This is a genomic window from Streptomyces sp. NPDC005963 (genome assembly GCF_040638655.1).
In the GTDB taxonomy this organism is placed as follows: Bacteria; Actinomycetota; Actinomycetes; order Streptomycetales; family Streptomycetaceae; genus Streptomyces.
This window is the reverse complement of the sequence record NZ_JBEXVD010000006.1, coordinates 50,711-70,380: the sequence shown is the minus strand read 5'-3', so window position 1 is coordinate 70,380 and position 19,670 is coordinate 50,711. Positions and strand designations below refer to the sequence as shown.

Below are 19,670 nucleotides of genomic sequence, written 5' to 3'. Positions count from 1 at the left end.
GGCGGGTATGCCGGGCGGGACTGGGGAGGGCGCCTGTTCGGCCACCGGGATCGGTCCGTCGAGGGGAGTCCGTCCGCCGTCCGCTGTCCAGGGCGCGGCAGGGGTCTGCTCACCGGTGGGGGTCTGCTCGTCGGGGGGAGTCTGTGTCTCACTCACCCGCTCCACGGTAGTGAGTTCGCCGCGTGGAAAGTGCGGTCCCCCCACACGTAGTCCGTTCGAGGAGGGTCAGGGAGTCGTTCTGGACACGACATACACCCTGGGGCGGGTGGAATCGGTCATGTCGACGGTGATGTCCTGACTGGGTCTGGGGCGCGTGCCCGGGTGGCTGGTGCCTGCCCAGATCTTTTCGGACGTGAACTCCCAACCGACCGTGCGGGCGTCCTTGGCACCGATGGCGACCTGCCCGTACATGAGTTCGGAACGGCTGGTGCCGACCTCTTCCAGGAACAGGTCGAGCCCCTCCGACGTGGTCCGGAACTGCACGTACAACCGGCTGGTCTTCCAGTTGCTGGTTTCAAAGTAGGCGACCTTGGAGGACTTCGGCGGAATCGGCACCTCGAAGATGCGGCGCTTCATCTGGGAGGGCCAGCTGTCGCGCAGCCCACGGGCCGATGACTCGGCTGCCTTGTCGCGCCCGCTGTCGCGGCTCTGCTCGGCGGAGATCACCAGATAGCCGGCGGGGATTCCGACGAGGAGCACGATGATGATCGCCGTCAACCAGCGGCGAAGGATCATGTGCCGCCTGCCCTCGGGGGGCCGGAAGCTCTCGTCCGGGGACGTGGGCTGGCGGGGCACGGTCATGAAAGTCGGTTCCTGGACGGGGCTCGGTCGGAACTGAAGTGTACGGTCCCGGAACGGCCGGGCTCGGAAGCGGACTCTTCGGTTCCCAGAGGACTGGGGTGTACGGGACCGCGGCGGACACGACATCGCGGGGCGGGGGGCAGCGTCACAGAACCGTCCGATCGAGCGAGCGGGCGTCCGCGTGAGCACCCCGGTACGACGAATGCGCCGAAGCTTCCGGAGGTTCCCGAGCGGCGGCGGGCCGCCACACCTCCTCGCGCCCCGCACGGCTCCGCAGGCTTGAACTTTGTGCGCTGGGGCCGGTCCGGGGGCGCCCCCCGGCGGCCTGAGCTTCCCCCACACCTCAGTGGCTCTCCGCGGTCCCGCGTGGTCCCCAGTCGCCCTCAGTGGTCCTCGGTGGGGCGCACCGAGGCGGAGTTGCGCAGCACCTGTGCATAGCGCTCGTACCGCTCGTGGCGCTCCACGCGCCGGCGGTTGGCGCGACGGAAGCGACGGGCGACGAGCCGGGCCAGATCGGCGGCCCCGACCATCCCGGCCTCGGGCCCCAACTGGGCCTTGGCGATGCGTGCCTCGGGACGGTAGCCACGGCCGGTGAGATGGCGCCGGAAGGCGTCGCGGGCGGGCCCGATGAGAAGGTCGTCGGCGGCGCTGACGCCCCCGCCGATCACGAAGCAGGAGGGGTCGAGGGCCGCGGCCAGGTTGGCGATGCCGACCCCGAGCCACTGGCCGATGTCCTGGAACAGTTCGACACACATGGCGTCGCCCTCGCGGGCCAACTCGGTGATGAGGGGGCCGGTGATGTCCCCGATGTTCCCGCCGACGCGGTCGATCAGACAGTGCGCGACGGGCGAGTCGGCCGCGGCCAGTTCGCGGGCCTCGCGCACCAGGGCGTTGCCGGAGCTGTACTGCTCCCAGCAGCCGCGGTTGCCACAGGGACAGCGATGGCCACCGGGCACCACCTGCATGTGCCCGAACTCACCGGCAACCCCGTACTTGCCCCGCTTGACCTGGCCGTCCTCCAGGATCGCGCCGCCGATGCCGGTCCCGAGGGTGATCATCACCAGATGGTCCTCGCCCCGGCCGGCGCCGAAGCGCCACTCGGCCCAGGCCGCGGTGTTGGCGTCGTTGTCCACGAGCACGGGGACCGCGAGCCGGGCGGAGAGGGCATCGCGCAGAGGTTCGTTGCGCCAGGCGAGATGGGGTGCGAAGAGGACCTTGGACCGGTCCGCGTCCACCCAGCCGGCGGCGCCGATCCCGACGGCGTGCACATCGTGCCGGTCCGAGAGGTCGAGGACGAGTTCGCAGATGGTGTCCTCGACGACCTTGGGGCTCTTGGACTTGTCGGGGGTTTCGGTGCGGATCTTCTCCAGGATGACCCCGTCGGCGTCGACGACCCCCGCCATCACCTTCGTACCGCCGATGTCGATGCCCACCGTGGGCACGCGGGGCGCGGTCAGATGGGAGCGGCGTTCGCGGGTGCCGACGGTCCGCAGGACGGTGGCGCGGGCCGAGCCGCGGTGGGCGAAGTCTCGGTAGGTGCTCACCGGGCGCCGCCTTGTGGTGTCGAGCGGATGGGGGCAGGTGCTCGCACGGGTCGCATCGTTCCTGGTGTCGTGGGGGCCGGTCGGCACGCGATGAGCTGCTTCACCCCGGGCCCGGCGGCGGACGTCGCCCGCCGTGGCCGATTCTGCCATCTGAGGGCGGCGGCGACACGGGGAGCGAGGGTGGCCGATATCCACCCACACACCCCATGTGACCCGAGTCACACATCGCAGAAGCACATTGCAAATAGGTCTAGTCCAGTGATCGACTACGCACGCTCCGTATCCAAGGGGAGGACCCCATGAACGTGCTACGGAAGGTCGGCGATGGGCTGCCGAGCGAGGACGGGCCACAAACGGAGGCCACGGTCGAGGGTTGTGGCGCCGGCCGATGTACGAACGGGCGACACATCGACAACCGCCTTCTCGGCCGGACGGGCCGCCGTTGCTCAGGCACCCGGATTTCCCGGAGGGGGCGGCAGTACGCGGGGCGGTGTGCGGACCGGTTGCCGGGGAGCTTCGGGCGGCGGTGAACCAGTTCGGCACCAACGCCGGGTGAACCCGGGCGCCTAGAAGCGGAATGCACCACCTGCCCCGGTGGTGCACCTCTCACCTGTGCGATGTCGCCCGGCGCCCGCCCTTCGGCTGCGGCGCAGGGGCCCGACTCCCCCTTCGGCCCCCGGGCTGTACGGCGCATTCCGTACGGCCTCCACCTTGATGCAGTTGCGAAGACTGTTCAACGCCGCGCCCACTCGCCCCGGCCCTGGGGCGCCTCCATCGGACTGAGCGACAGCACGGTCGGTTCCTCCCCCGCGGTCGCCGCGGCTCTCCGCACCCGGCACAACAGACCCGGCGGCTGACCCTCCCCGCACGGCCCGCGGAATCCACACCCCGGGAGATGCATGCCCCGAGAGGGGGAGCCCCTCCCCCTCCCGTCCCGGGTGCCGTCGCACCCACGACCCCAACTGGAGTTGAGACATGGCTCTCGTCATTGCCGGCCTCGTCCTCGTCGGAGTGCTCGGCTTGGTGAACCTCGCGCTGCTGACCGGGTTCATACGGAGGCTGCGCCGACCAGGGCAGCCGCGCAGCGGACCCAAACCCGGCCGGCAGATGCCTGATTTCTCGGCCACCACCCTCTCGGGGCGCACCATCGGTCGGGCGGACCTCGTGGGTCGGCCCGTGGTGCTCGCCTTCCTGTCCACCGGCTGCCCTGTCTGCCCCGCTCTCGTGCCCCAGCTGGTGAAGCACGCCCGATCCACCGGCCTGACGGCGGACCGGATGGTCGTGGTGATCGCCGGCGACGAAGCGACTGCCAGGGAACTGACGGAACCGCTGGCCGGGGTGGCGAGCGTGGTGGTCGAACCCTCCCCCGGCGAGCTGTCCGGGGCCTTTCGGATCTCGGTCACGCCCACGACGGTCCTCGTGGACGCCGGGGGCAAAGTCACCCGTACCGCAGCCGGCCCCCGACCGCTCTCCGACACGGTCGGGGCCTGACGCCGCACCCGGCGGGAGTCGCTGCGGAAGTCGCTCCAGCGCGCGCACCCGGTCCCGGGCCCACGCCGGGCTCCGGGTCGACGGCTCGGCCACGCCGGCGCGGTGGCGGAGCCGGGCCCTTCAGGAGGGGTCGAGTCCGGGCGGGTTCGGTGCCCGCTCCAACTCGTGGCGGAGGTCGTCGAGTTCGCTGCCGCCCGCCATCTGACGGGTGAGTTCGTCCAGGGTGACGGAGTCCTTCGTGTGGCTGGCCGCCATCACGCCCCGCTTGAGGAGGACGAACCGGTTCCCCACCAGATAGGCGTGGTGCGGATTGTGCGTGATCAGCACCACGCCGAGACCGGCGTCCCGAGCCGCGGCGACGTACTTGAGGACGACCCCGGACTGCTTGACGCCCAGAGCAGCCGTGGGTTCGTCCAGGACGAGCACCTTGGCACCGAAGTGGACCGCGCGGGCGATCGCCACGCACTGCCGTTCACCACCGGAGAGGGTGCCGATCGGCTGGTCCACGTCGCGCAGGTCGATCCCCATCCGCAGCAGTTCGGAACGGGTGGTCTCACGCATCCGCCGGACGTCGAGCCGTCGGAGGGGCCCCTTGCCCACGGTGGGCTCCGAGCCGAGGAAGAAGTTGCGCCACACCGGCATCAGCGGCACGACGGCGAGGTCCTGGTAGACGGTGGCGATGCCCCGGTCGAGCGCCTCCCGGGGGCTCGACAGACGGGTCGGCTCGCCCTCGATCGAGAAGGCTCCGCTGTCATGCCGGTGCAGCCCTGCAATGATCTTGATGAGGGTGGACTTCCCCGCGCCGTTGTCGCCGAGCACACAGGTGATCTCACCGGAGTGCACGGTCAGGGACACCCCCTCCAGCGCGCGGATGTTCCCGTAGAACTTGCTGACGTCGTCCAGTTCGACCAGCGGGGACCCCGTCATCGTGTCGCCTCCGCCCTCTTGCGGACCCAGGCGTTGAGCAGGGTCGCCAGCAGCAGCATCGCCCCGAGGAAGAACTTGAACCAGTCCGGGTCCCACTCCGCGTACACGATTCCCTTGCTGGTCATGCCGAAGATCAGCGCACCGATCGCGGACCCGATCGCGGACCCGTACCCGCCGGTGATCAGGCACCCGCCGATGACCGCCGCGATGATGTAGATCAACTCATTGCCCACGCCTTCGCCGGACTGCACCACGTCGAAGGAGAACAACAGGTGCTGGCCGCAGATCCAGGCGGCGAAGGCCACCCCCATGTAGAGGCCGATCTTGGTTCGTGTGACTGGTACGCCGACGGCACGGGCCGCGTGCTCCCCGCCACCGACCGCGAAGATCCAGTTGCCGAAACGGGTACGGAGGAGGACCCAGGTCGCGACCGCGATGAGGGCGATCCACCACAGGATGGTGACCTTGATCGTGACGTCACCGATGACGAACTCATGGGCGAAGACGGCCTTGGCCGAGGTGAATCCCTCCATGTCGGCGATCGACTTGGTGGAGACCGTGCCGCTGATCAGTTTGGTGAAGCCGAGGTTGAGACCGGTCAGCATCAGGAACGTGCCCAGCGTGATGATGAAGCTGGGCAGCTTGGTCCGGGTGAGCATCGCCCCGTTGAAGACTCCCACGGCCAGGGTGACCAGGAGCGATACGAACACCCCGACCCAGACGTTCGCCGTCATCTGATAGCTGAACATCGACGAGACCAGGGCCGAGCTCGTGACTAGCACCCCGGCCGACAGATCGAACTCGCCGCCGATCATCAACAGCGCGACCGGCACCGCCATGATGCCGATGACGGAGGAGGCGTAGAGCACGGTGGAGAGGCTGGACGCCTGGAGGAACGAGTCGGCGACCAGGGAGAAGAAGACGAAGACCGCAAGGGCTCCGACGATCGAGCCCAGTTCGGGCCGGCCCATCAGGGTCCGCAGCATCGAGTTGTGCAGCAGGCGTTCGTCGGGCGCGCCCGGTTCCCGGGTGGGGGCGGAGGGTGCGGTCGCGCTCATCGGGTCCCCCGCCTGGTGTAGTCCTCCAGCTCGGCGGCGTCTTCCTTGGTGATGATCTGCGGACCGGTCAGCACGGGCTTTCCGCCGCCGAGCACGTTCGCGTTGTAGCGGTAGAGCCAGAGGAGGTCGACTGCCTCGTAACCCTGGAGGTAGGGCTGCTGGTCGACGGCGAAGCCCAGCGAGTCGTCCTCCAGTCCCGCGACGACCTTGGCGTTGAGGTCGAACGTGTCGATCTCGGCCTTGCTGCCCGCGGTCCGCTTCGCCTTGACCGCGGTGGCGGCGAAGGGAGCGCCCAGGGTGACGACGGCGTCCACCGAGCGGTCCGTCTGGAGCTTCGCCTCGATGGTCGCCTGGACGTCGGGCATGTTGGTGCCGTCGACGTACAGGTTCTGCATGTCGCCGTCGAAGGTGCTCTTCGCTCCGGCGCAGCGCTGCTCGTGGCCAACGTTGCCCTGTTCGTGCAGGACGCAGAGCGCCTTCTTCCGGCCGCGTTCGTTGAGCTCCTCGCCGACCGCCTGACCGGCGATGGTCTCGTCCTGGCCGATGTGGGTGAGCGCCCCGTACGCCTTCGACTGTTCGGATCCGGAGTTGACGGTGACGACGGGGATGCCCGCCGCGACGGCCTTGGTGACGACGGCCTTCATGGCGTCCGGCTTGGCCAGGGTGACGATCAGCCCGTCGACCTTCTTGTCGATGGCGGCCTGGACCAGCTGCGCCTGCTGCTGTCCTTCGTCGCTCTTGGAGTAGAGGAAGTTGATGTTGTCCTTGGCCGCGGCTTCCCTGGCGCCCTTTTGGACGATGTCCCAGAAGGTGTCCCCGTCGCCCGAGTGGGTGACCATGGCGAAGGTCCAGCGGGGTGTGCTGACGGCTGCCTTTCCGGCGGCGGCCTGGGCCTTGCGGGCGTCCTCGGCTCGCTTGCCGCCGGTGCTGCTGCATCCCACCAGGGAGGCCCCGAGCACTGCCGCCAGCACCGCGCCGATGACGCGTACCCCTGTCCTTGCCCTTGCCACGACGCCGTGCCCCTGTCCTTCTTGCCTTGCTGATTCTCGCGGTGGCCGGGAAGCGGAATGACGCGTCCCGGCCGCCCAAGTATGGGTCACGGCTGGTCGGAGGGTGGGCATCGGGTACGCCGGGTAGGTCATCGGACACTCCTGGTGCCGGCTGGGCCGCGGATGGCGATGCGGGCCGCGGGCCGTGCGGTGGGCGACCTCGGGGAGTCGTACGGCGGGCTCCGCGGCCCGTCAAGGCTGTGATCGGGTCCGGGGCGGCGGGCCGGCTGGTTTCAGACGGGTGTCCGTGCCGCGGCCCGGGGCGGACGGTGGTCAGGGGCGGACGAGGAGTTGGAACTCGAAGGCGTAGCGCGAGGCACGGTACAGATGAGAGCCGAGCTCGACGGTGCGTCCGGTGTCGTCGAAGGTGGTGCGTTCCATGGTGAGCACCGGACCGCCAGGGCGTTCGGCGAGGAGTTCGGCCTCGGCGGCGGTGGCGGCCCGGGCACCGACCGACTGGCGTGCGCTGTGCAGCGTGATCCCGGCGGCCCGCATCATCCGGTAGAGGCCGGTCGCCTCCAGTTCGGCGCTGCCGCAGTCCAGCAGCCCGACGGGCAGATGGTTGGTGAGCAGCGCCATGGGTTCCCCGTGGGCGTACCGGACGCGTTCGATCCGTTGGACTTCGGCGCCTTCGTCGAGACCGAGGGCGTCGGCGACCGCGGGGGCGGCGGTGCCGGTGGATATCCGCAGGACCGTGGTGGCGGGGCGCTGGCCGGCCGCCTCCAGATCGTCGTAGAGGCTGCTGAGCTCCAGTTGTCTGCGCACCTGGCTGTGCACGACCTGGGTGCCGACGCCTCGGCGGCGCACCAGCAGACCCTTGTCGACCAGGGCGTGGATGGCTTGGCGGACGGTGGGCCGGGAGAGCCCCAGCCGGCCCGCGAGTTCGATCTCGTTGCCGAGCAGTGTGCCGGGGGTGAGCACCCCCTGTTCGATCGCTGCTTCCAACTGCTGGGAGAGCTGGAAGTAGAGCGGAACCGGACTGGTGCGGTCCACGCTCAGCTGGAGGGACGGGACGACGTCCGTCCCGGGTCTGGGCTGCTTGGGCACGGGCCGAGCGTAGTCGCCGGGCCTCGGGCACGGGAAGGGACGGAACACGAGAACGTCCGGTTGTCAGGACAAAGCCTTGACAGGGTGGCGGGGGCACCCCCATTTTTTCCCCATGCGCATCGGACTCATCGGTACGGGACGTATCGGCACCTTCCACGCGAGGGTGCTCAGTCGCCACCGAGAGGTGGGGGCGCTCGTGGTGGCGGACGCCGATCCGGCGCGGGCGGCTGCGGTGGCCGAACGCACCGGGTCCACCGCGGCGCCCAGCGCTCGGGAGATCTTCACCTGGGGAGTGGACGCCCTGGTGATCGCCTCCGCGACCGCGTCGCACGCCGAGTTGATCACCCGGGCGGCACGATCGGGGCTGCCCGCCTTCTGCGAGAAGCCGATAGCTGCGGACGTCCCGGGGACGCTCGCCGCGCTCCACGAGGTCGAAGCCGCCGGCACCCAACTCCAGCTGGGCTTTATGCGCCGCTTCGACGCCGGTTACCGAGCCGCCAGGGAGCTGGTGGAATCCGGACGGTTGGGCAGGCTGCACACGGTGCGCGCCATGACATCGGACCCGGCACCACCGGCCCCGGAGTACCTACCGCTCTCCGGCGGCCTCTACCGCGACTGTCTGGTCCACGACTTCGACATGCTGCGCTGGGTGACCGGGCGCGAGGTGGTGGAGGTGTACGCGACGGGTTCGGACGCCGGCCCCGACATGTTCCGCGCCGCGGGTGACGTGGACACCGCGGCCGCCGTGTTGACCCTGGAGGACGGCGTACTGGCGACGGCGACGGCGACGCGCTGCAACGGCGCGGGCTATGACGTCCGGATGGAGCTGGCCGGGGAGCTCGACCAGGTGACGGTCGGTCTGGACGACCGTACGCCGATCAGTTCGACCGAGCCGAAGGGTCCGCGGGCCGCGTCCCGGCCGTGGCCCGGGTTCCTGGAGCGGTTCGCCCCCGCGTACGAGGCGGAGTTGGACGCCTTCCTGCGGATGGTGGTGGGCGAGGGGGAGAACCCGTGCGACGGGCGGGAGGCGCTGGCGGCCTTGCGGATCGCCGAGGCGTGCGAGCTGTCGCGGCGCGAGCGCCGGCCGGTGCGCATCGAGGAGATCCGCATCGATTGATCCGGGCGGGACGGTCGTCCGGGGCAGCGCCGCGGAACCCCCGGGTGGCCGAAGCCGCTACCCGGTCGGCCGAACCGGGTACGAAAACTTCAAGGCCCCGTCCGAGGTTTCCGCGGCGCATTCGAAGGGGGCGCTGGTCTCGGGTTGTCGGGGCCGTTCCGTCACCGCCGGCCCGGCGCAGGACGTGACACGGCACGCAAGGGTGCCGGCCGGAGTGCGAGGCCCCTACGGCGTGTCGTCCAACAGCCCGGCGTCATGGGCGAGAAGGGCGATCTGTACCCGGTTGTTCAGCCCGAGTTTGGCCAGCACGCGCGAGACATGGGTCTTGACCGTGGGGACGCTCAGAAACAGGGCGCCTGCGATCTCGGCGTTGGACTGGCCCCGGCCGACGGCGACCACCACCTCCCGCTCCCGCTCGGCGAGGGTGTCGATCCGGGCGATGGCCGCCCTCCTGCGGGGGTCGGCGCCCCGCTCGTGGCGCTGGTCGGCGACCTTGGCCATCAGCTGACGGGTCACCGCGGGCGAAAGCACCGGATCACCGCCGGCCACCCGGCGGACGGCGGCGACGATCTCGGCGGGAGGGGTGTCCTTGAGGACGAAACCGGCCGCACCCGCACCCAGCGCGCGCACCACCTGTTCATCGGCGTGGAAGGTGGTGAGGACGAGAACCTCGGGCGCCCCGGGCCTGCGCCGCAACTCCTCGGTGGCGGTGAGCCCGTCCACCCGCTCCATCCGGATGTCCATCAGGACCACGTCGGGATCGAGTCGGGCGACCAGTTCGGGGACTTCGCTGCCGTCGCTGCCCTCCCCCACGATGTCCAGATCGTGGGCCCCGCCCAGCATGAGGGCGAGGCCGGCGCGGACCAGGGGGTCGTCGTCGACGACGAGCAGCCGGATTGTCATGCCGCCCACGGTAGCCACGCCCGTACGTGGAAGCCGCCGTCCCCCGTCTTTCCGTGCTCCAGGGTGCCGCCCGCGAGCATGGCGCGCTCACCCAGTCCGATCAGCCCCTGCCCGGAGCCGGGTACGGCGGTGATCGGACGCGGTGTTGGGGCTGCGGGGTTGTCCACGGCGACGGTGAGGCCGTCGCCGGGTGCACCACCGAGGGCGAGGGTCACTTCGGCGCCGGGTGCGTGCTTGCGGGCGTTGGTGAGGGCCTCCTGAGCTATTCGGTAGACGGTGCGGCCGAGCGCTGGGGGCACGGCGACGGGCTCGACGATGCTGCTGTCCAGGTGGACCTTCATCCCCGCCTCGCGGGATTCGTGGACGAGGGCGTCGAGGCTGGCGAGGGTCGGCTGGGGACGGTCACCCGACTCGTGGTCGCCCGGTGTGCGCAGCACCCCGATGATCTGGCGCAGGTCCTGGAGGGCTTCGTGGGCGCTGTCGCGGATCACCCCGGCGGCTCGGGCCACCTCGGCGGGCGGTGCGTCGGGGCGGAACTCCAGGGCGCCGGCGTGGACGCTGAGCAGGGTCAGTCGATGGGCCAGGACGTCGTGCATCTCCCGGGCGATGGCCTCGCGCGCCAGCCGTTGGGCCTGTTCGGCCCGGAGTTCGGCTTCGGTCTCCGCACGGTGGGCGCGCTCCTGGAGGACGACGAAGAGTTGCCGGCGGGAGCGGACGAGCATCCCCCAGCCGAGCGCCAACAGGACGAAGACGGCCCCGCCGATGACGGAGGCCCAGAGGTCGGTCGTCGGATCCGGGCGGATGACGGGGCTGGCGCAGGCGCTGACGAGCGAGAGCAGCCCGATCACGGCCGCCGGTCGGAAGGGGCGGTGCACGGCGAGGCTGAACAGGCTGACGAGGACGGCCCCGCCGACCACCGGGGTCACAAGGCACACCAGGGTCAGGGCGAGGGCGAGCGGTCCGGGCCAGCGGCGGCGCAGCCACAGGGCGCAGCAGGCGGCGATGCCGGCGAGTTGGTCGACCAGCACCACGAGTTCGGAGTCGTTGATCTGATCGCTGACGTCCGCCGCGGCCATGCCGACGAGTGCCGCAAGCACGAACAGGGCGGTATCGACGATCCAGTCGCGCACGGTGCGCCGGGGTCTGGCCGGCCGCCGCCCGGAGCCGGGGCCAAACTGTTCGCCCGCCAGCTCCGTATCGAGGCCGCCCGCCATGGCGGAGGGGAGCAGCCAGCGGTATTCCGTGCGTGTCATGTCGGTGAATCTACGCAGGCGGACGCGGGGTGCGGAGGGGGCGGGGCGCAGCAGCGACCAAAGTTGCACGGGGAAGGGACTTTGGGTGGGCGGTGTGATCCCGGGGACCGATGCGGGCGCTTCGTGCGCGCGCCCACGATCGTGGGCATGAAGAAGACTCTCGATGGCGTCGGCGGGCTCCTGGTGTTCCTCGGCGGGTGCGGGGTCCTGCACGAGCTGACGGGCTGGTTCGATCTGATGGCCGTCACCCGTCTGCTGACGGAGAACGTGGGGTTCCTCGATGATCAGGCGGTGTTCGCGAACCTGGTGATCGCTGTGGTGGGGTTCGCGATGTGCATGATGGCCGAGCGGCTGAAGTAGGGCGGTCCCAGCAGGGGCCGACCTCCGCCCACCCGCCCGTGCACGGGCTGCCAGACCAGTGGTGCCGTACGGGACACGGGGAAGGCCGGCACCCTATCGGGGGTGGGGCGTGGGCGTTCTGCGGTGGGGGCGGGTGCGTCGGACGGCGCTGACGAGGGGGTGCCGCAAGGCGTGGGAGACACGGACGAGGTCATCGAGCCGCTCGATCGACTCGGGCCCGTACGCCTCGGCGGCTCCCAACACCCGCCCCTCGGGGTCGGCGATCCTGGCTCCCACGGCGTCGACGAGCATCGCGGCCGTTCCGATCGCCCACACCTGATCGCCGGACAGGCGTTGGAGTCGCGCGGCCCGGGCGGTCTGCTCACGGACCGCCCGGTCGAAGTAGGGGTTCAGCAACAGGATGTGGTCGTGGATGCCCGCCTCGCGATAGGTGAGGCGGAGTTCCGCGCGGGCCCAGGCCGGAACCATCTCGGGTGCGTCCCGTTCGGGGGTGGCCGTGCGCAACTCGCGCAGCAGCGGGCCGAGTCGACGGTAGGTGTGCTCGTCCCTCCAGCGCGCCTGGAGGCGCTGGCCGATCAGCGGCAGCAGGAATCCGGCGCCGATGAAGAGGGCGGAGACGAAGGCGAGCGGCGGAGCGAGGTCGGTGCTGAGCCAGTCCCGGTCCCGACCGCTCCAGCGGGCGGCGACGGCACCGAACTTGGCCACGTCGTAGCCGATGTTGCCGAAGTACCCGATGACGATCAGCACGAGTCCGGCGCGCAACCAGCCCTGCACCCGTTTGGACCAGCGCCAGCACATGACCGTGGTGATGACGACTGCCGCGGTGTGGGCCAGGAGGTAGAGCACGATCATCTCGCGCATGAACGGCGTGGTGGCGTAGTACGTGTCCAGGTCCCGCAACCGCTCGACGGGTGCGTCCGCGAGGGCGAAGAGCACCAGCAGGACCACGATCACCGTCGAGTAGACGCCGAAGACCCACCGTGTCGCCCGTCGGGTCCGCTCGGGGTCCTCACCGCGCCAGGTGATCAGCAGGATCAGACAGGAGGCACAGAACGCGGTGAGGGTGCAGTAGACGAGGGGGGCGGAGAAGTTGGGGATGCCGGTGAGGCGGTTCACCGCGGCGATGGTGGGGGGTGCTGCGAAGGCCCATACGGCACTCGCGACCAGCAGGAGTGCCTCGACCGCGCGTAACAGGGGGTCGTGCCGGGCCCGGAGCAGGTCGGGCAGTTTGAAGGCGAAGATCGCGATTCCGACGACGGCAGGTATGTAGAAGCCCAGTCCGTGCACGGTCGTGGTCCGCCTCCAGCGCTCCGGGTGCCTCCCGGGCCACCCCATCATGCCGATCGCCCGGGAGCAACGGCCCCGGTGGACGGCGGGGGCGCCGCGCGGTGCCAGCGGGTCAGGCTTCGTAGGTGCCGTAGGTGGGGCGGCCCGCGAGTTCGTAGGTGTGGATGACGACTCCGGTGCTGGTGGTCCGGGCGTCGGTGTGGCGCAGTGCGGTGGGGACCGCGCCGTCCGCGAAGAACCGCCGCCCCTTGCCCAGGACCACGGGGAAGACCAGCAGGTGGAAGGTGTCGATCAGATCGTGGGCCATCAGGCTCTGGGCGAGGGTGCCGCTGCCGTGGATCTGTAGCTCTCCCTCGGTGTGCTGCTTGATGTCGGCGACCTCATGGGCGAGGTCCTTTCCGATGATGGTGGTGCCGGCCCAGTCGGCGTGCTCCAGCGTGGTGGAGGCGACGTACTTCGGCAGGGAGTTGAGCCGGGAGGCCACCGGGTCGTTCGGGTCGGTCATCTTGGGCCAGTACCCGGCGAAGATGTCGTAGGTGCGGCGGCCGAGAAGGAAGGCGCCGGAGCGGTCGAAGACGTCGTTCATGAAGCGGCCGAAGTCCTCGTCGCCGTAGGGGACGGACCAACCGCCGAGGTCGAAGCCGCCGCTGGGGTCTTCGCTTGGCCCCCCTGGGGCCTGGACGACGCCGTCGAGGGTGAGGAAGGCGGTGATCGAGAGCTTGGCCATGGCGTGTGCCTGCTTCCCTGGTGCGTCCGGCGGTGCCGGCGGTGACGTGGTCATCGAAGGAGACCGGATACGTGCCCGAAATTCATCGCTGGTCTCCTTCCGACAGCACGCGGAACCCGAACGGGTGCGCCCCCGGGGCGGGGCCGCGTGGACGGCCCGGCCGCCGGGGCCACCGGCTCGACTCAGCCGCCGGTCTCCCGGTGGCAGGCGAGCAGACGGGCGGCGCCGTCGGTGGTGAGGGTGCCGTGCAGCCGCAGTCGGGAGATCCCGCCGTCGGGATGGATGTCGAGCCGGACCCGCCGGCCGACCATGGCGTGGGCCAGGACGAATCGGTGGTTGGTGTCGGGTTGGAGGCGGGTGCGGGGCAGGAGCACGGTCCACGGCCCGTCGGGGGCGTCCTGCACGAAGAGTTCGGCCCACCCCGCGCTGTTGCCCTTGAGGTAGGCGGTGTCGATCTCCACGGCCCGCACCTCTGCCTGTTCGACGAGTCGGTAGCGGATCCAGTCGTGGCCGTCGTCGCGGCGTCTGCGGGTCTCCCAGCCGTCGTCCATCTTGCGGGACCGTCCGGGACGGATGGTGTGGTCGGGCGGCGAGTAGAAGCGGTCGGACGCGTCCTCGATCCGGCCGCCGTGTTCGAGGGCGACGACGTCGAAGGTGCCGAGCGCGCCGAGCCAGGCGGGGTCGGGGACGACTTCTCCGTACACGCGCAGTCGTGCGATGCCACCGTCGGGGTACTGCCTCAGCCGCAGATGGGTGAAGCGCCGTTCAACGTGCGGCAGGGGGCGGACCCGAAAGGCGTTCGCCGCATGTCCGCCGACAGGCGTGAGGGGGACGAGTTCGGTCCAGTCCACCCCGTCGGCGAGGAGTTCCGTGGGTGTGGGGCAGCCCGTGACGGCGGTCGCCTCGACGCTGACCGCCCGGGGGTGGTTGCCCCGGAAGTGGGCGGTGTCCACGACGATCCCGTGGACGGTTCCGGGGGAACCGAGCCGTATGAGTGCCCAGTCGTGGTCGTCCGCGGTGGGATGCGGGTGCTCGGCGTCGGGGCCGCGACGACGGCGGGTCTCCCATCCGTCCATGACCTTGCCCTTGTGGCCGAAGCGGGCGGGGTCGAACTCGGCCGGGCCGGGGTTGAGCAGGTTCTCCCGTTCGGCGAAGAACTCGTCGTTGGCGGCGATGACGGCGGCCCCGAGTTCACGGGCGGCCAGGTCGGGATGGTGGAGGAAGGGCAGGTCGGCCGTGCGGTAGTCGGCGTAGGGGTCACCACCCCCAAAGGGGGCGGCGGCACCAGTGTACGCGGGGAGCGGCTGCTCCGGAGGCCGGGAGGACGAATCGGACATGTTCCGGGTCCCTTCTGCGGTGGCTGGGGTCCGTGGTGGTCGGGCCGTTCTCAGCCGGGGTGCGCTCGGCGCGCAGCAGCACCGCGCTTCACACCGGGTCGGCGCGGACGAGCAGTCGTCCCGAGGGCGGGCCCGGTGTCGATCCGATGGCGATGCGGTGACCGCGCAGCCAGGTGGAGCGGACCACTCCGGCGAGGGTGCGGCCCGCGTAGGCGGTGACCGGGTTGCGGTGGTGGAGCCGTTCGGGATCGACGGTGAAGGTCTCGTCGGGTGCGAAGACCGTGAAGTCGGCGTCCTTGCCTTCGGCGACGGCTCCCTTGCGGTGGAGTCCGGCCAGTGCGGCGGGGCCCGCGGACATCCAGCGGATGACCTCGGAGAGGGTGTGGCCGCGCTGGCGGGCCTCGGTCCACATGGCGGGCAGCCCCAGTTGGAGGGAGGAGATTCCGCCCCAGGCGGTGGCGAAGTCCTGAGATTTGAGGCCCTCGGTACACGGTGAGTGGTCAGAGACAACGCAGTCGATGGTGCCGTCGGACAGACCGGCCCAGAGCGCGTCCCGATTGGCTACCTCCCGGATCGGCGGACAGCATTTGAACTCGGTCGCCCCGTCGGGGATTTCCTCGGCGGTGAGGGTGAGGAAGTGGGGGCAGGACTCGGCGGTGATCCTGACCCCGTCCTCCTTCGCCGCGGCGATCAGCGGAAGGGCACTCGCGGAGGACACGTGGAGGACGTGCACCCGTGCGTCAAGACGCCGCGCGTGCGCGATCACGGTGGCGATGGCGGCGTTCTCCGCGGTACGGGGACGGGAGGCGAGGAAGTCGGTGTAGCGGTGGCCGCCCCGCTGCGGAGCGGCTGCCAGGACACCGGGGTCCTCGGCGTGGACGATCAACAGTGCTTCCAGGGCTGCTGTTTCGGCCAGGGCCCGGGCGAACTGCCCTTCGTCGAGTTCGGGGAACTCCTCCACGCCGGAGGGCGAGAGGAAGCACTTGAAGCCGAAGACGCCCGCGGCGTGGAGCTCTTTCAGGTCGGCCGTGTTGTCCGGAATCGCACCGCCCCAGAATCCGACGTCGACATGGGCCAGGGCGTGCGCGGTGCGTTGCTTGGTCCGCAGATGGGCGACGGTGGTGGTGGGCGGTATCGAGTTGAGCGGCATGTCGAGCAGGGTGGTGATGCCGCCGGCCGCCGCGGCGCGGGTGGCGGTCGCGAAGCCCTCCCACTCGCTGCGGCCTGGGTCGTTCACATGGACGTGGGTGTCGACGAGGCCGGGCAGCAGGACGTCGTCGCCGAAGTCCTCGCTCCGCACGCCGGGCGGGACCGGGGCGTCGTGGGGCAGCACGCGCACGATCGTGCCCCGGGCCACGGCCACCGTCGCGGGTCGCACCGCCTCGGGGGTGAGCACCCGCGTCGAGCGCAGCACCAGATCGACGTCCCCATCGTTCATGCTCATCCCCCCTGGCGAGCTTCAACAAAATGTTGAATGAATCCTCAGGGGGGAGATCTCGATCGTCAAGGCTCCTGGCATCGCCGGGTGGAGAGGGGCCGTCCGGGACGCCCGGGCGCCGACCGCTGCGAGGGCGACGGCCGGACGCGGAACCGGCACACCCCTCAAGGACCGCTCGTACGACGGGGGAAGACGGCGGCGATCCCCCACAACACCCGATGACGGCCGACCGACGCCGGCCGCGCCCCGGGCGCCCCCGCACGCCCCTGACCGGCCCCGAAGCCGCGCGAACAGCGACCCGTCCGGCCGGATCAGCCCGGTAGGCTGCTCACTTGCCCGTCTGCCCGAAAGGACCGCCACCCGTGCCGACGTCCAGCGCCAGCACCAACGACGCCGTCAAGACCGCGAGCAGCGGGGGCGTCCAGTCCCTGGAGCGCGCTTTCGATCTGCTCGAAAGAATGGCCGACGCGGGGGGCGAGGTAGGGCTGAGCGAGCTCTCCGTGAGCAGCGGCCTGCCGCTGCCCACGATCCACCGGCTGATGCGCACCCTGGTGGCCTGTGGCTATGTACGTCAGCAGCCGAACCGTCGCTACGCCCTCGGCCCCCGGCTGATCCGCCTCGGCGAGTCGGCGTCCCGACTGCTGGGCACCTGGGCGCGCCCCCATCTGGCCCGACTGGTCGAGGAAACCGGGGAGACCGCCAATATGGCGCTCCTCGACGGCGATGAGATCGTGTACGTGGCCCAGGTGCCGTCCAAGCATTCGATGCGGATGTTCACCGAGGTCGGTCGGCGGGTGCTGCCGCACTCCACGGGCGTCGGCAAGGCCCTGCTGGCCCACACTCCCCCCGACGAGGTGCGGGCACTGCTCGCCCGGACGGGAATGCCCGCGGCGACCGAGAAGACCATCACCACGCCCGAGGGCTTCCTCGCCGCCCTGGAGCGGGTGCGGAGCGAGGGCTACGCCATGGACGACAACGAGCAGGAGATCGGGGTGCGCTGTCTGGCCGTTTCGATCCCCAACTCCCCGACCGCGGCGGCCATTTCCATCTCCGGGCCGGCGGGGCGGGTGACCGAAGCCGCAACCGAGCGGATCGTGCCCGTGCTCCAGCAGGTGGCCGAAGACCTGTCCAAGGCCCTGGCCGCCTCCGGAACCACCGGCTGACACCGGCCCCTGGCGAGCGCACGCCCCCTGGCGGGTCTCGAAACCCGGGTGCGCCCCGCCGGGACGGTCCGGCAGGGCGCAGCAGCAGCACGACGCGGGAGCACTAAGCGGACTCGTTCGCCGCCTCGTCGATCAGATCGGCGATCGCCTTGGGCTGCGAAGCGAGCGATGCATGACTGGCGTCCAACTCGATGATCTTGCGCGGGGACATGCGTTCGGCCATCCGGCGCTCATTGTCCGGATGGATCATCCGGTCCTGCGTCGAGACCTGGTACCAACTGGGCTTCTTCCGCCAGGCCGGGTCGGTCACGTTGTCACCGAAGGTCGAGGCGAGCGGCGCCTTCTGGGTGACCGCCATCACGAGGGCTTCGTCGTCGTCGAGGTCCTGGCCGAAGCTCCAGTGGAACTTGTCCTGCTTGACCCAGAGGTAGCCGTCCGAATCCGGGGCGAGGTTCTCGAACGCGTCCGGAGGCAGTTCCTGGCTGATCTGTCCGGGGCTCTCACCCGCATCGGGCGCGAACGCCGCGACGTACACCAAGCCGACGACATTGGGCAGGTCCCCGGCTTCGGTGATGACCGCACCGCCGTAGGAGTGGCCCACCAGGAGTACGGGCCCGTCCACCTGCTTGACCATCTTGCGGGTGCGTTCGGCGTCGTCGGCCAGCGAGGTGAGCGGGTTCTCCACCGCGCGCAGCGAACCGTAGCCACGGTTGCGCAGTTCGACGATGGCCTTCCCCCAGTGGGCGGCACCGCCCCAGAACCCGTGTACGAGAACGACAGTCGGCTTGTCGGCCATATCGGTTTCCCTGTGGTGGTAGGTAGTCGCTTTTGACACGATTCCTCCACGCTAGAACGGCATGGCGTTCCTCGCCATCGGGCCGCGAGGAACCCCATGGAACCCGCCGGCTCACGGCACTACCGAGGCACCCCGCCGAAGAGGTCCACCGCCGAACGCACCTCCATCAGGGCAGGGCCGAGCGCGCTGACCGAACCGATCGCCCCGGCGATCAGCAGGAGGGACCGCCGCATCCGGGCCACGTCCGGCCGGTGCTCGGCGACCATCGCCGCCAGGACCGCCAACTCGGCCTCCGCGATGTCCCGGTCCGAGAACTGCGCCGGATGACCGGCGAGCTCACGGCGCAATCGCGACACGGCCGCGCCCAGCGCAGAAACCCGCGGATCCTCTTCACGTACGGCCATCTGTGACTGCTCCACACTCCGCAACACAGTGCTCCCCCCTCGTACCCTCCGGGACCGATCTGACAACGGTCAGTCCGCGGTCAACCACCCAGAGTTGCGGGCAAGTTAACGCCATGGCGCGCCATGCGCGCCACCCGGGGCGTCGAATTGGTGAATCAGGCTGCAACTGCCCCACGACATGGCGCAAAAGGGTCACAACACCATCCGATTCCTTCGTGGGGCCCGCCCGGGGCACCTGTATCCGGAGGGGCCGGTGGGGCACGGTGAAGGCCGGAATGCGGTATGCAGTCGCCATGAAGCCGCCGCGGAACCCACCCGTCATCGCCGGACTCCTGCTGGCCGCCGGAGGGGGGCGGCGGCTGGGCGGACGCCCGAAGGCCCTGCTGCGCCACCGCGGACGCCCACTGGTCGACCATGCGGTGGCGGCACTGCACCAGGGGGGCTGTGCACCGATTCATGTGGTGCTGGGTGCGGCGGGGGCCCGGGTGCACACCGAAGCCGCTCTCGGCGGCTGCACGACGATCGACAACGGGGACTGGGCAGAGGGCATGGGCTCCTCACTGAGGGCGGGGCTCGCATCCCTGACGGACTCGGGCGCCGATGCCGTACTGGTCCAGTTGGTGGACCAACCCGGCATCGGCGGGGCCGCCGTGGCACGAGTGCGGTCGGCGTACGGCTCGCACGAGACCCTGGCGACTGCGACGTACGGCGGACGGCGCGGGCATCCGGTACTCCTCGGGGCCGCCCACTGGGCTGCCGCGGCAGCGGACGCCCGGGGAGATCAGGGCGCGCGCAGCTACTTGGCCGCCCATGCATCCACCCTCACCCTGGTGGAGTGCGGCGATGTGGCAGACCCGGCGGACATCGACACGGCGGCTGACCTGTTCCGACTGGAGTGACATCCGCACCGGTAGGGCAGAACAATCTTGTACTTCCACGATGAGGAAACTACTATCCAGAAAAAGCCT

Annotated in this window: 19 protein-coding genes; 5 read left to right on the top strand and 14 right to left on the bottom strand. The window is 70.4% G+C overall.

Annotated features, from left to right (window positions below; genetic code table 11):
* Positions 1–225: 225 nt before the first annotated feature.
* Positions 226–801: a hypothetical protein gene (locus tag ABZ348_RS11585; protein WP_358931764.1), complete on the bottom strand. Its 576-nt coding sequence runs from the start codon at positions 799–801 to the stop codon at positions 226–228.
* A gap of 383 nt (positions 802–1,184) precedes the next feature.
* The gene (locus ABZ348_RS11580; protein WP_358931762.1) at positions 1,185–2,345 is read right to left on the bottom strand and encodes an ROK family glucokinase; all 1,161 of its coding nucleotides are present in this window, start codon (positions 2,343–2,345) and stop codon (positions 1,185–1,187) included.
* A gap of 975 nt (positions 2,346–3,320) precedes the next feature.
* Between ABZ348_RS11580 and ABZ348_RS11575 the strand changes: the two genes are divergently transcribed.
* On the top strand, positions 3,321–3,836 hold the full coding sequence (locus ABZ348_RS11575) for a TlpA disulfide reductase family protein (protein WP_358931760.1): 516 nt from the start codon (positions 3,321–3,323) through the stop codon (positions 3,834–3,836).
* 120 nt (positions 3,837–3,956) lie between these two features.
* Here the strand turns inward: ABZ348_RS11575 and ABZ348_RS11570 are convergent, their stop codons facing one another.
* From ABZ348_RS11570 to ABZ348_RS11555, 4 genes are all read right to left on the bottom strand, one after another.
* Complete coding sequence (locus ABZ348_RS11570; RefSeq protein ID WP_358931758.1) at positions 3,957–4,763, bottom strand: ATP-binding cassette domain-containing protein; 807 nt, start codon at positions 4,761–4,763, stop codon at positions 3,957–3,959.
* Positions 4,760–5,821, bottom strand: coding sequence for an ABC transporter permease (locus ABZ348_RS11565; RefSeq protein ID WP_358931756.1), 1,062 nt, complete (start codon positions 5,819–5,821; stop codon positions 4,760–4,762). The genes ABZ348_RS11570 and ABZ348_RS11565 overlap by 4 nt, the downstream gene beginning before the upstream one ends.
* Positions 5,818–6,831, bottom strand: a complete 1,014-nt coding sequence (locus tag ABZ348_RS11560; protein WP_358931754.1) for a sugar ABC transporter substrate-binding protein — start codon at positions 6,829–6,831, stop codon at positions 5,818–5,820. Before ABZ348_RS11560 ends, ABZ348_RS11565 begins: the two co-directional genes overlap by 4 nt.
* A 312-nt stretch (positions 6,832–7,143) precedes the next feature.
* Positions 7,144–7,917, bottom strand: a complete 774-nt coding sequence (locus tag ABZ348_RS11555; protein ID WP_358931752.1) for a GntR family transcriptional regulator — start codon at positions 7,915–7,917, stop codon at positions 7,144–7,146.
* Between the two features lie 112 nt (positions 7,918–8,029).
* On the opposite strand from ABZ348_RS11555, the gene ABZ348_RS11550 reads away from it, so the two are divergent.
* Positions 8,030–9,034 (top strand): Gfo/Idh/MocA family oxidoreductase, encoded by a 1,005-nt coding sequence (locus ABZ348_RS11550; RefSeq protein WP_358931750.1) that lies wholly within the window; start codon positions 8,030–8,032, stop codon positions 9,032–9,034.
* 225 nt (positions 9,035–9,259) lie between these two features.
* On the opposite strand, the gene ABZ348_RS11545 is transcribed toward ABZ348_RS11550, so the two are convergent.
* Both ABZ348_RS11545 and ABZ348_RS11540 read right to left on the bottom strand, forming a co-directional pair.
* Entirely contained in the window at positions 9,260–9,937 is a 678-nt protein-coding gene (locus tag ABZ348_RS11545; protein WP_358931748.1) for a response regulator transcription factor, read from the bottom strand.
* Positions 9,934–11,190 (bottom strand): histidine kinase, encoded by a 1,257-nt coding sequence (locus tag ABZ348_RS11540; protein ID WP_358931746.1) that lies wholly within the window; start codon positions 11,188–11,190, stop codon positions 9,934–9,936. Before ABZ348_RS11540 ends, ABZ348_RS11545 begins: the two co-directional genes overlap by 4 nt.
* 147 nt (positions 11,191–11,337) lie before the next feature.
* Between ABZ348_RS11540 and ABZ348_RS11535 the strand changes: the two genes are divergently transcribed.
* Positions 11,338–11,550 carry a hypothetical protein gene (locus ABZ348_RS11535; protein ID WP_358931744.1) on the top strand — a complete coding sequence of 71 codons (213 nt, stop codon included), beginning with the start codon at positions 11,338–11,340 and terminating at the stop codon, positions 11,548–11,550.
* Between the two features lie 93 nt (positions 11,551–11,643).
* On the opposite strand, the gene ABZ348_RS11530 is transcribed toward ABZ348_RS11535, so the two are convergent.
* From ABZ348_RS11530 to allB, 4 genes are all read right to left on the bottom strand, one after another.
* Positions 11,644–12,837, bottom strand: coding sequence for an MAB_1171c family putative transporter (locus tag ABZ348_RS11530; protein WP_358931742.1), 1,194 nt, complete (start codon positions 12,835–12,837; stop codon positions 11,644–11,646).
* A gap of 112 nt (positions 12,838–12,949) precedes the next feature.
* Positions 12,950–13,564, bottom strand: coding sequence for a dihydrofolate reductase family protein (locus tag ABZ348_RS11525; RefSeq protein WP_358932215.1), 615 nt, complete (start codon positions 13,562–13,564; stop codon positions 12,950–12,952).
* A gap of 182 nt (positions 13,565–13,746) precedes the next feature.
* A complete protein-coding gene (gene alc / locus ABZ348_RS11520; RefSeq protein WP_358931740.1) occupies positions 13,747–14,901 on the bottom strand; it encodes an allantoicase in 1,155 nt (384 codons plus the stop codon).
* A gap of 88 nt (positions 14,902–14,989) precedes the next feature.
* A complete protein-coding gene (gene allB / locus ABZ348_RS11515; protein ID WP_358931738.1) occupies positions 14,990–16,339 on the bottom strand; it encodes an allantoinase AllB in 1,350 nt (449 codons plus the stop codon).
* Positions 16,340–16,701: 362 nt separating this feature from the next.
* On the opposite strand from allB, the gene ABZ348_RS11510 reads away from it, so the two are divergent.
* Positions 16,702–17,502 (top strand): IclR family transcriptional regulator, encoded by an 801-nt coding sequence (locus tag ABZ348_RS11510; protein WP_358931736.1) that lies wholly within the window; start codon positions 16,702–16,704, stop codon positions 17,500–17,502.
* A 103-nt stretch (positions 17,503–17,605) separates the two neighbouring features.
* Here the strand turns inward: ABZ348_RS11510 and ABZ348_RS11505 are convergent, their stop codons facing one another.
* Both ABZ348_RS11505 and ABZ348_RS11500 read right to left on the bottom strand, forming a co-directional pair.
* Positions 17,606–18,298, bottom strand: a complete 693-nt coding sequence (locus ABZ348_RS11505; RefSeq protein WP_358931734.1) for an alpha/beta hydrolase — start codon at positions 18,296–18,298, stop codon at positions 17,606–17,608.
* Between the two features lie 119 nt (positions 18,299–18,417).
* Positions 18,418–18,702: a DUF5955 family protein gene (locus ABZ348_RS11500; protein ID WP_358931732.1), complete on the bottom strand. Its 285-nt coding sequence runs from the start codon at positions 18,700–18,702 to the stop codon at positions 18,418–18,420.
* Positions 18,703–18,995: 293 nt separating this feature from the next.
* On the opposite strand from ABZ348_RS11500, the gene ABZ348_RS11495 reads away from it, so the two are divergent.
* Positions 18,996–19,601, top strand: a complete 606-nt coding sequence (locus ABZ348_RS11495) for a nucleotidyltransferase family protein (RefSeq protein ID WP_358931730.1) — start codon at positions 18,996–18,998, stop codon at positions 19,599–19,601.
* The last annotated feature ends 69 nt before the right edge of the window (positions 19,602–19,670 follow it).

Excerpts from the sequence above, each read along its gene's own strand:
- ABZ348_RS11585 (WP_358931764.1), bottom strand. The coding sequence starts at position 801 with ATGACCGTGCCCCGCCAGCCCACGTCCCCGGACGAGAGCTTCCGGCCC.
- ABZ348_RS11525 (WP_358932215.1), bottom strand. The coding sequence starts at position 13,564 with ATGGCCAAGCTCTCGATCACCGCCTTCCTCACCCTCGACGGCGTCGTC.
- ABZ348_RS11495 (WP_358931730.1), top strand. The coding sequence starts at position 18,996 with ATGAAGCCGCCGCGGAACCCACCCGTCATCGCCGGACTCCTGCTGGCC.
- ABZ348_RS11500 (WP_358931732.1), bottom strand. The coding sequence starts at position 18,702 with ATGGCCGTACGTGAAGAGGATCCGCGGGTTTCTGCGCTGGGCGCGGCC.
- ABZ348_RS11570 (WP_358931758.1), bottom strand. The coding sequence starts at position 4,763 with ATGACGGGGTCCCCGCTGGTCGAACTGGACGACGTCAGCAAGTTCTAC.
- ABZ348_RS11540 (WP_358931746.1), bottom strand. The coding sequence starts at position 11,190 with ATGACACGCACGGAATACCGCTGGCTGCTCCCCTCCGCCATGGCGGGC.
- alc (WP_358931740.1), bottom strand. The coding sequence starts at position 14,901 with ATGTCCGATTCGTCCTCCCGGCCTCCGGAGCAGCCGCTCCCCGCGTAC.
- ABZ348_RS11545 (WP_358931748.1), bottom strand. The coding sequence starts at position 9,937 with ATGACAATCCGGCTGCTCGTCGTCGACGACGACCCCCTGGTCCGCGCC.
- ABZ348_RS11505 (WP_358931734.1), bottom strand. The coding sequence starts at position 18,298 with ATGGCCGACAAGCCGACTGTCGTTCTCGTACACGGGTTCTGGGGCGGT.
- ABZ348_RS11550 (WP_358931750.1), top strand. The coding sequence starts at position 8,030 with ATGCGCATCGGACTCATCGGTACGGGACGTATCGGCACCTTCCACGCG.
- ABZ348_RS11535 (WP_358931744.1), top strand. The coding sequence starts at position 11,338 with ATGAAGAAGACTCTCGATGGCGTCGGCGGGCTCCTGGTGTTCCTCGGC.
- ABZ348_RS11565 (WP_358931756.1), bottom strand. The coding sequence starts at position 5,821 with ATGAGCGCGACCGCACCCTCCGCCCCCACCCGGGAACCGGGCGCGCCC.
- allB (WP_358931738.1), bottom strand. The coding sequence starts at position 16,339 with ATGAACGATGGGGACGTCGATCTGGTGCTGCGCTCGACGCGGGTGCTC.
- ABZ348_RS11575 (WP_358931760.1), top strand. The coding sequence starts at position 3,321 with ATGGCTCTCGTCATTGCCGGCCTCGTCCTCGTCGGAGTGCTCGGCTTG.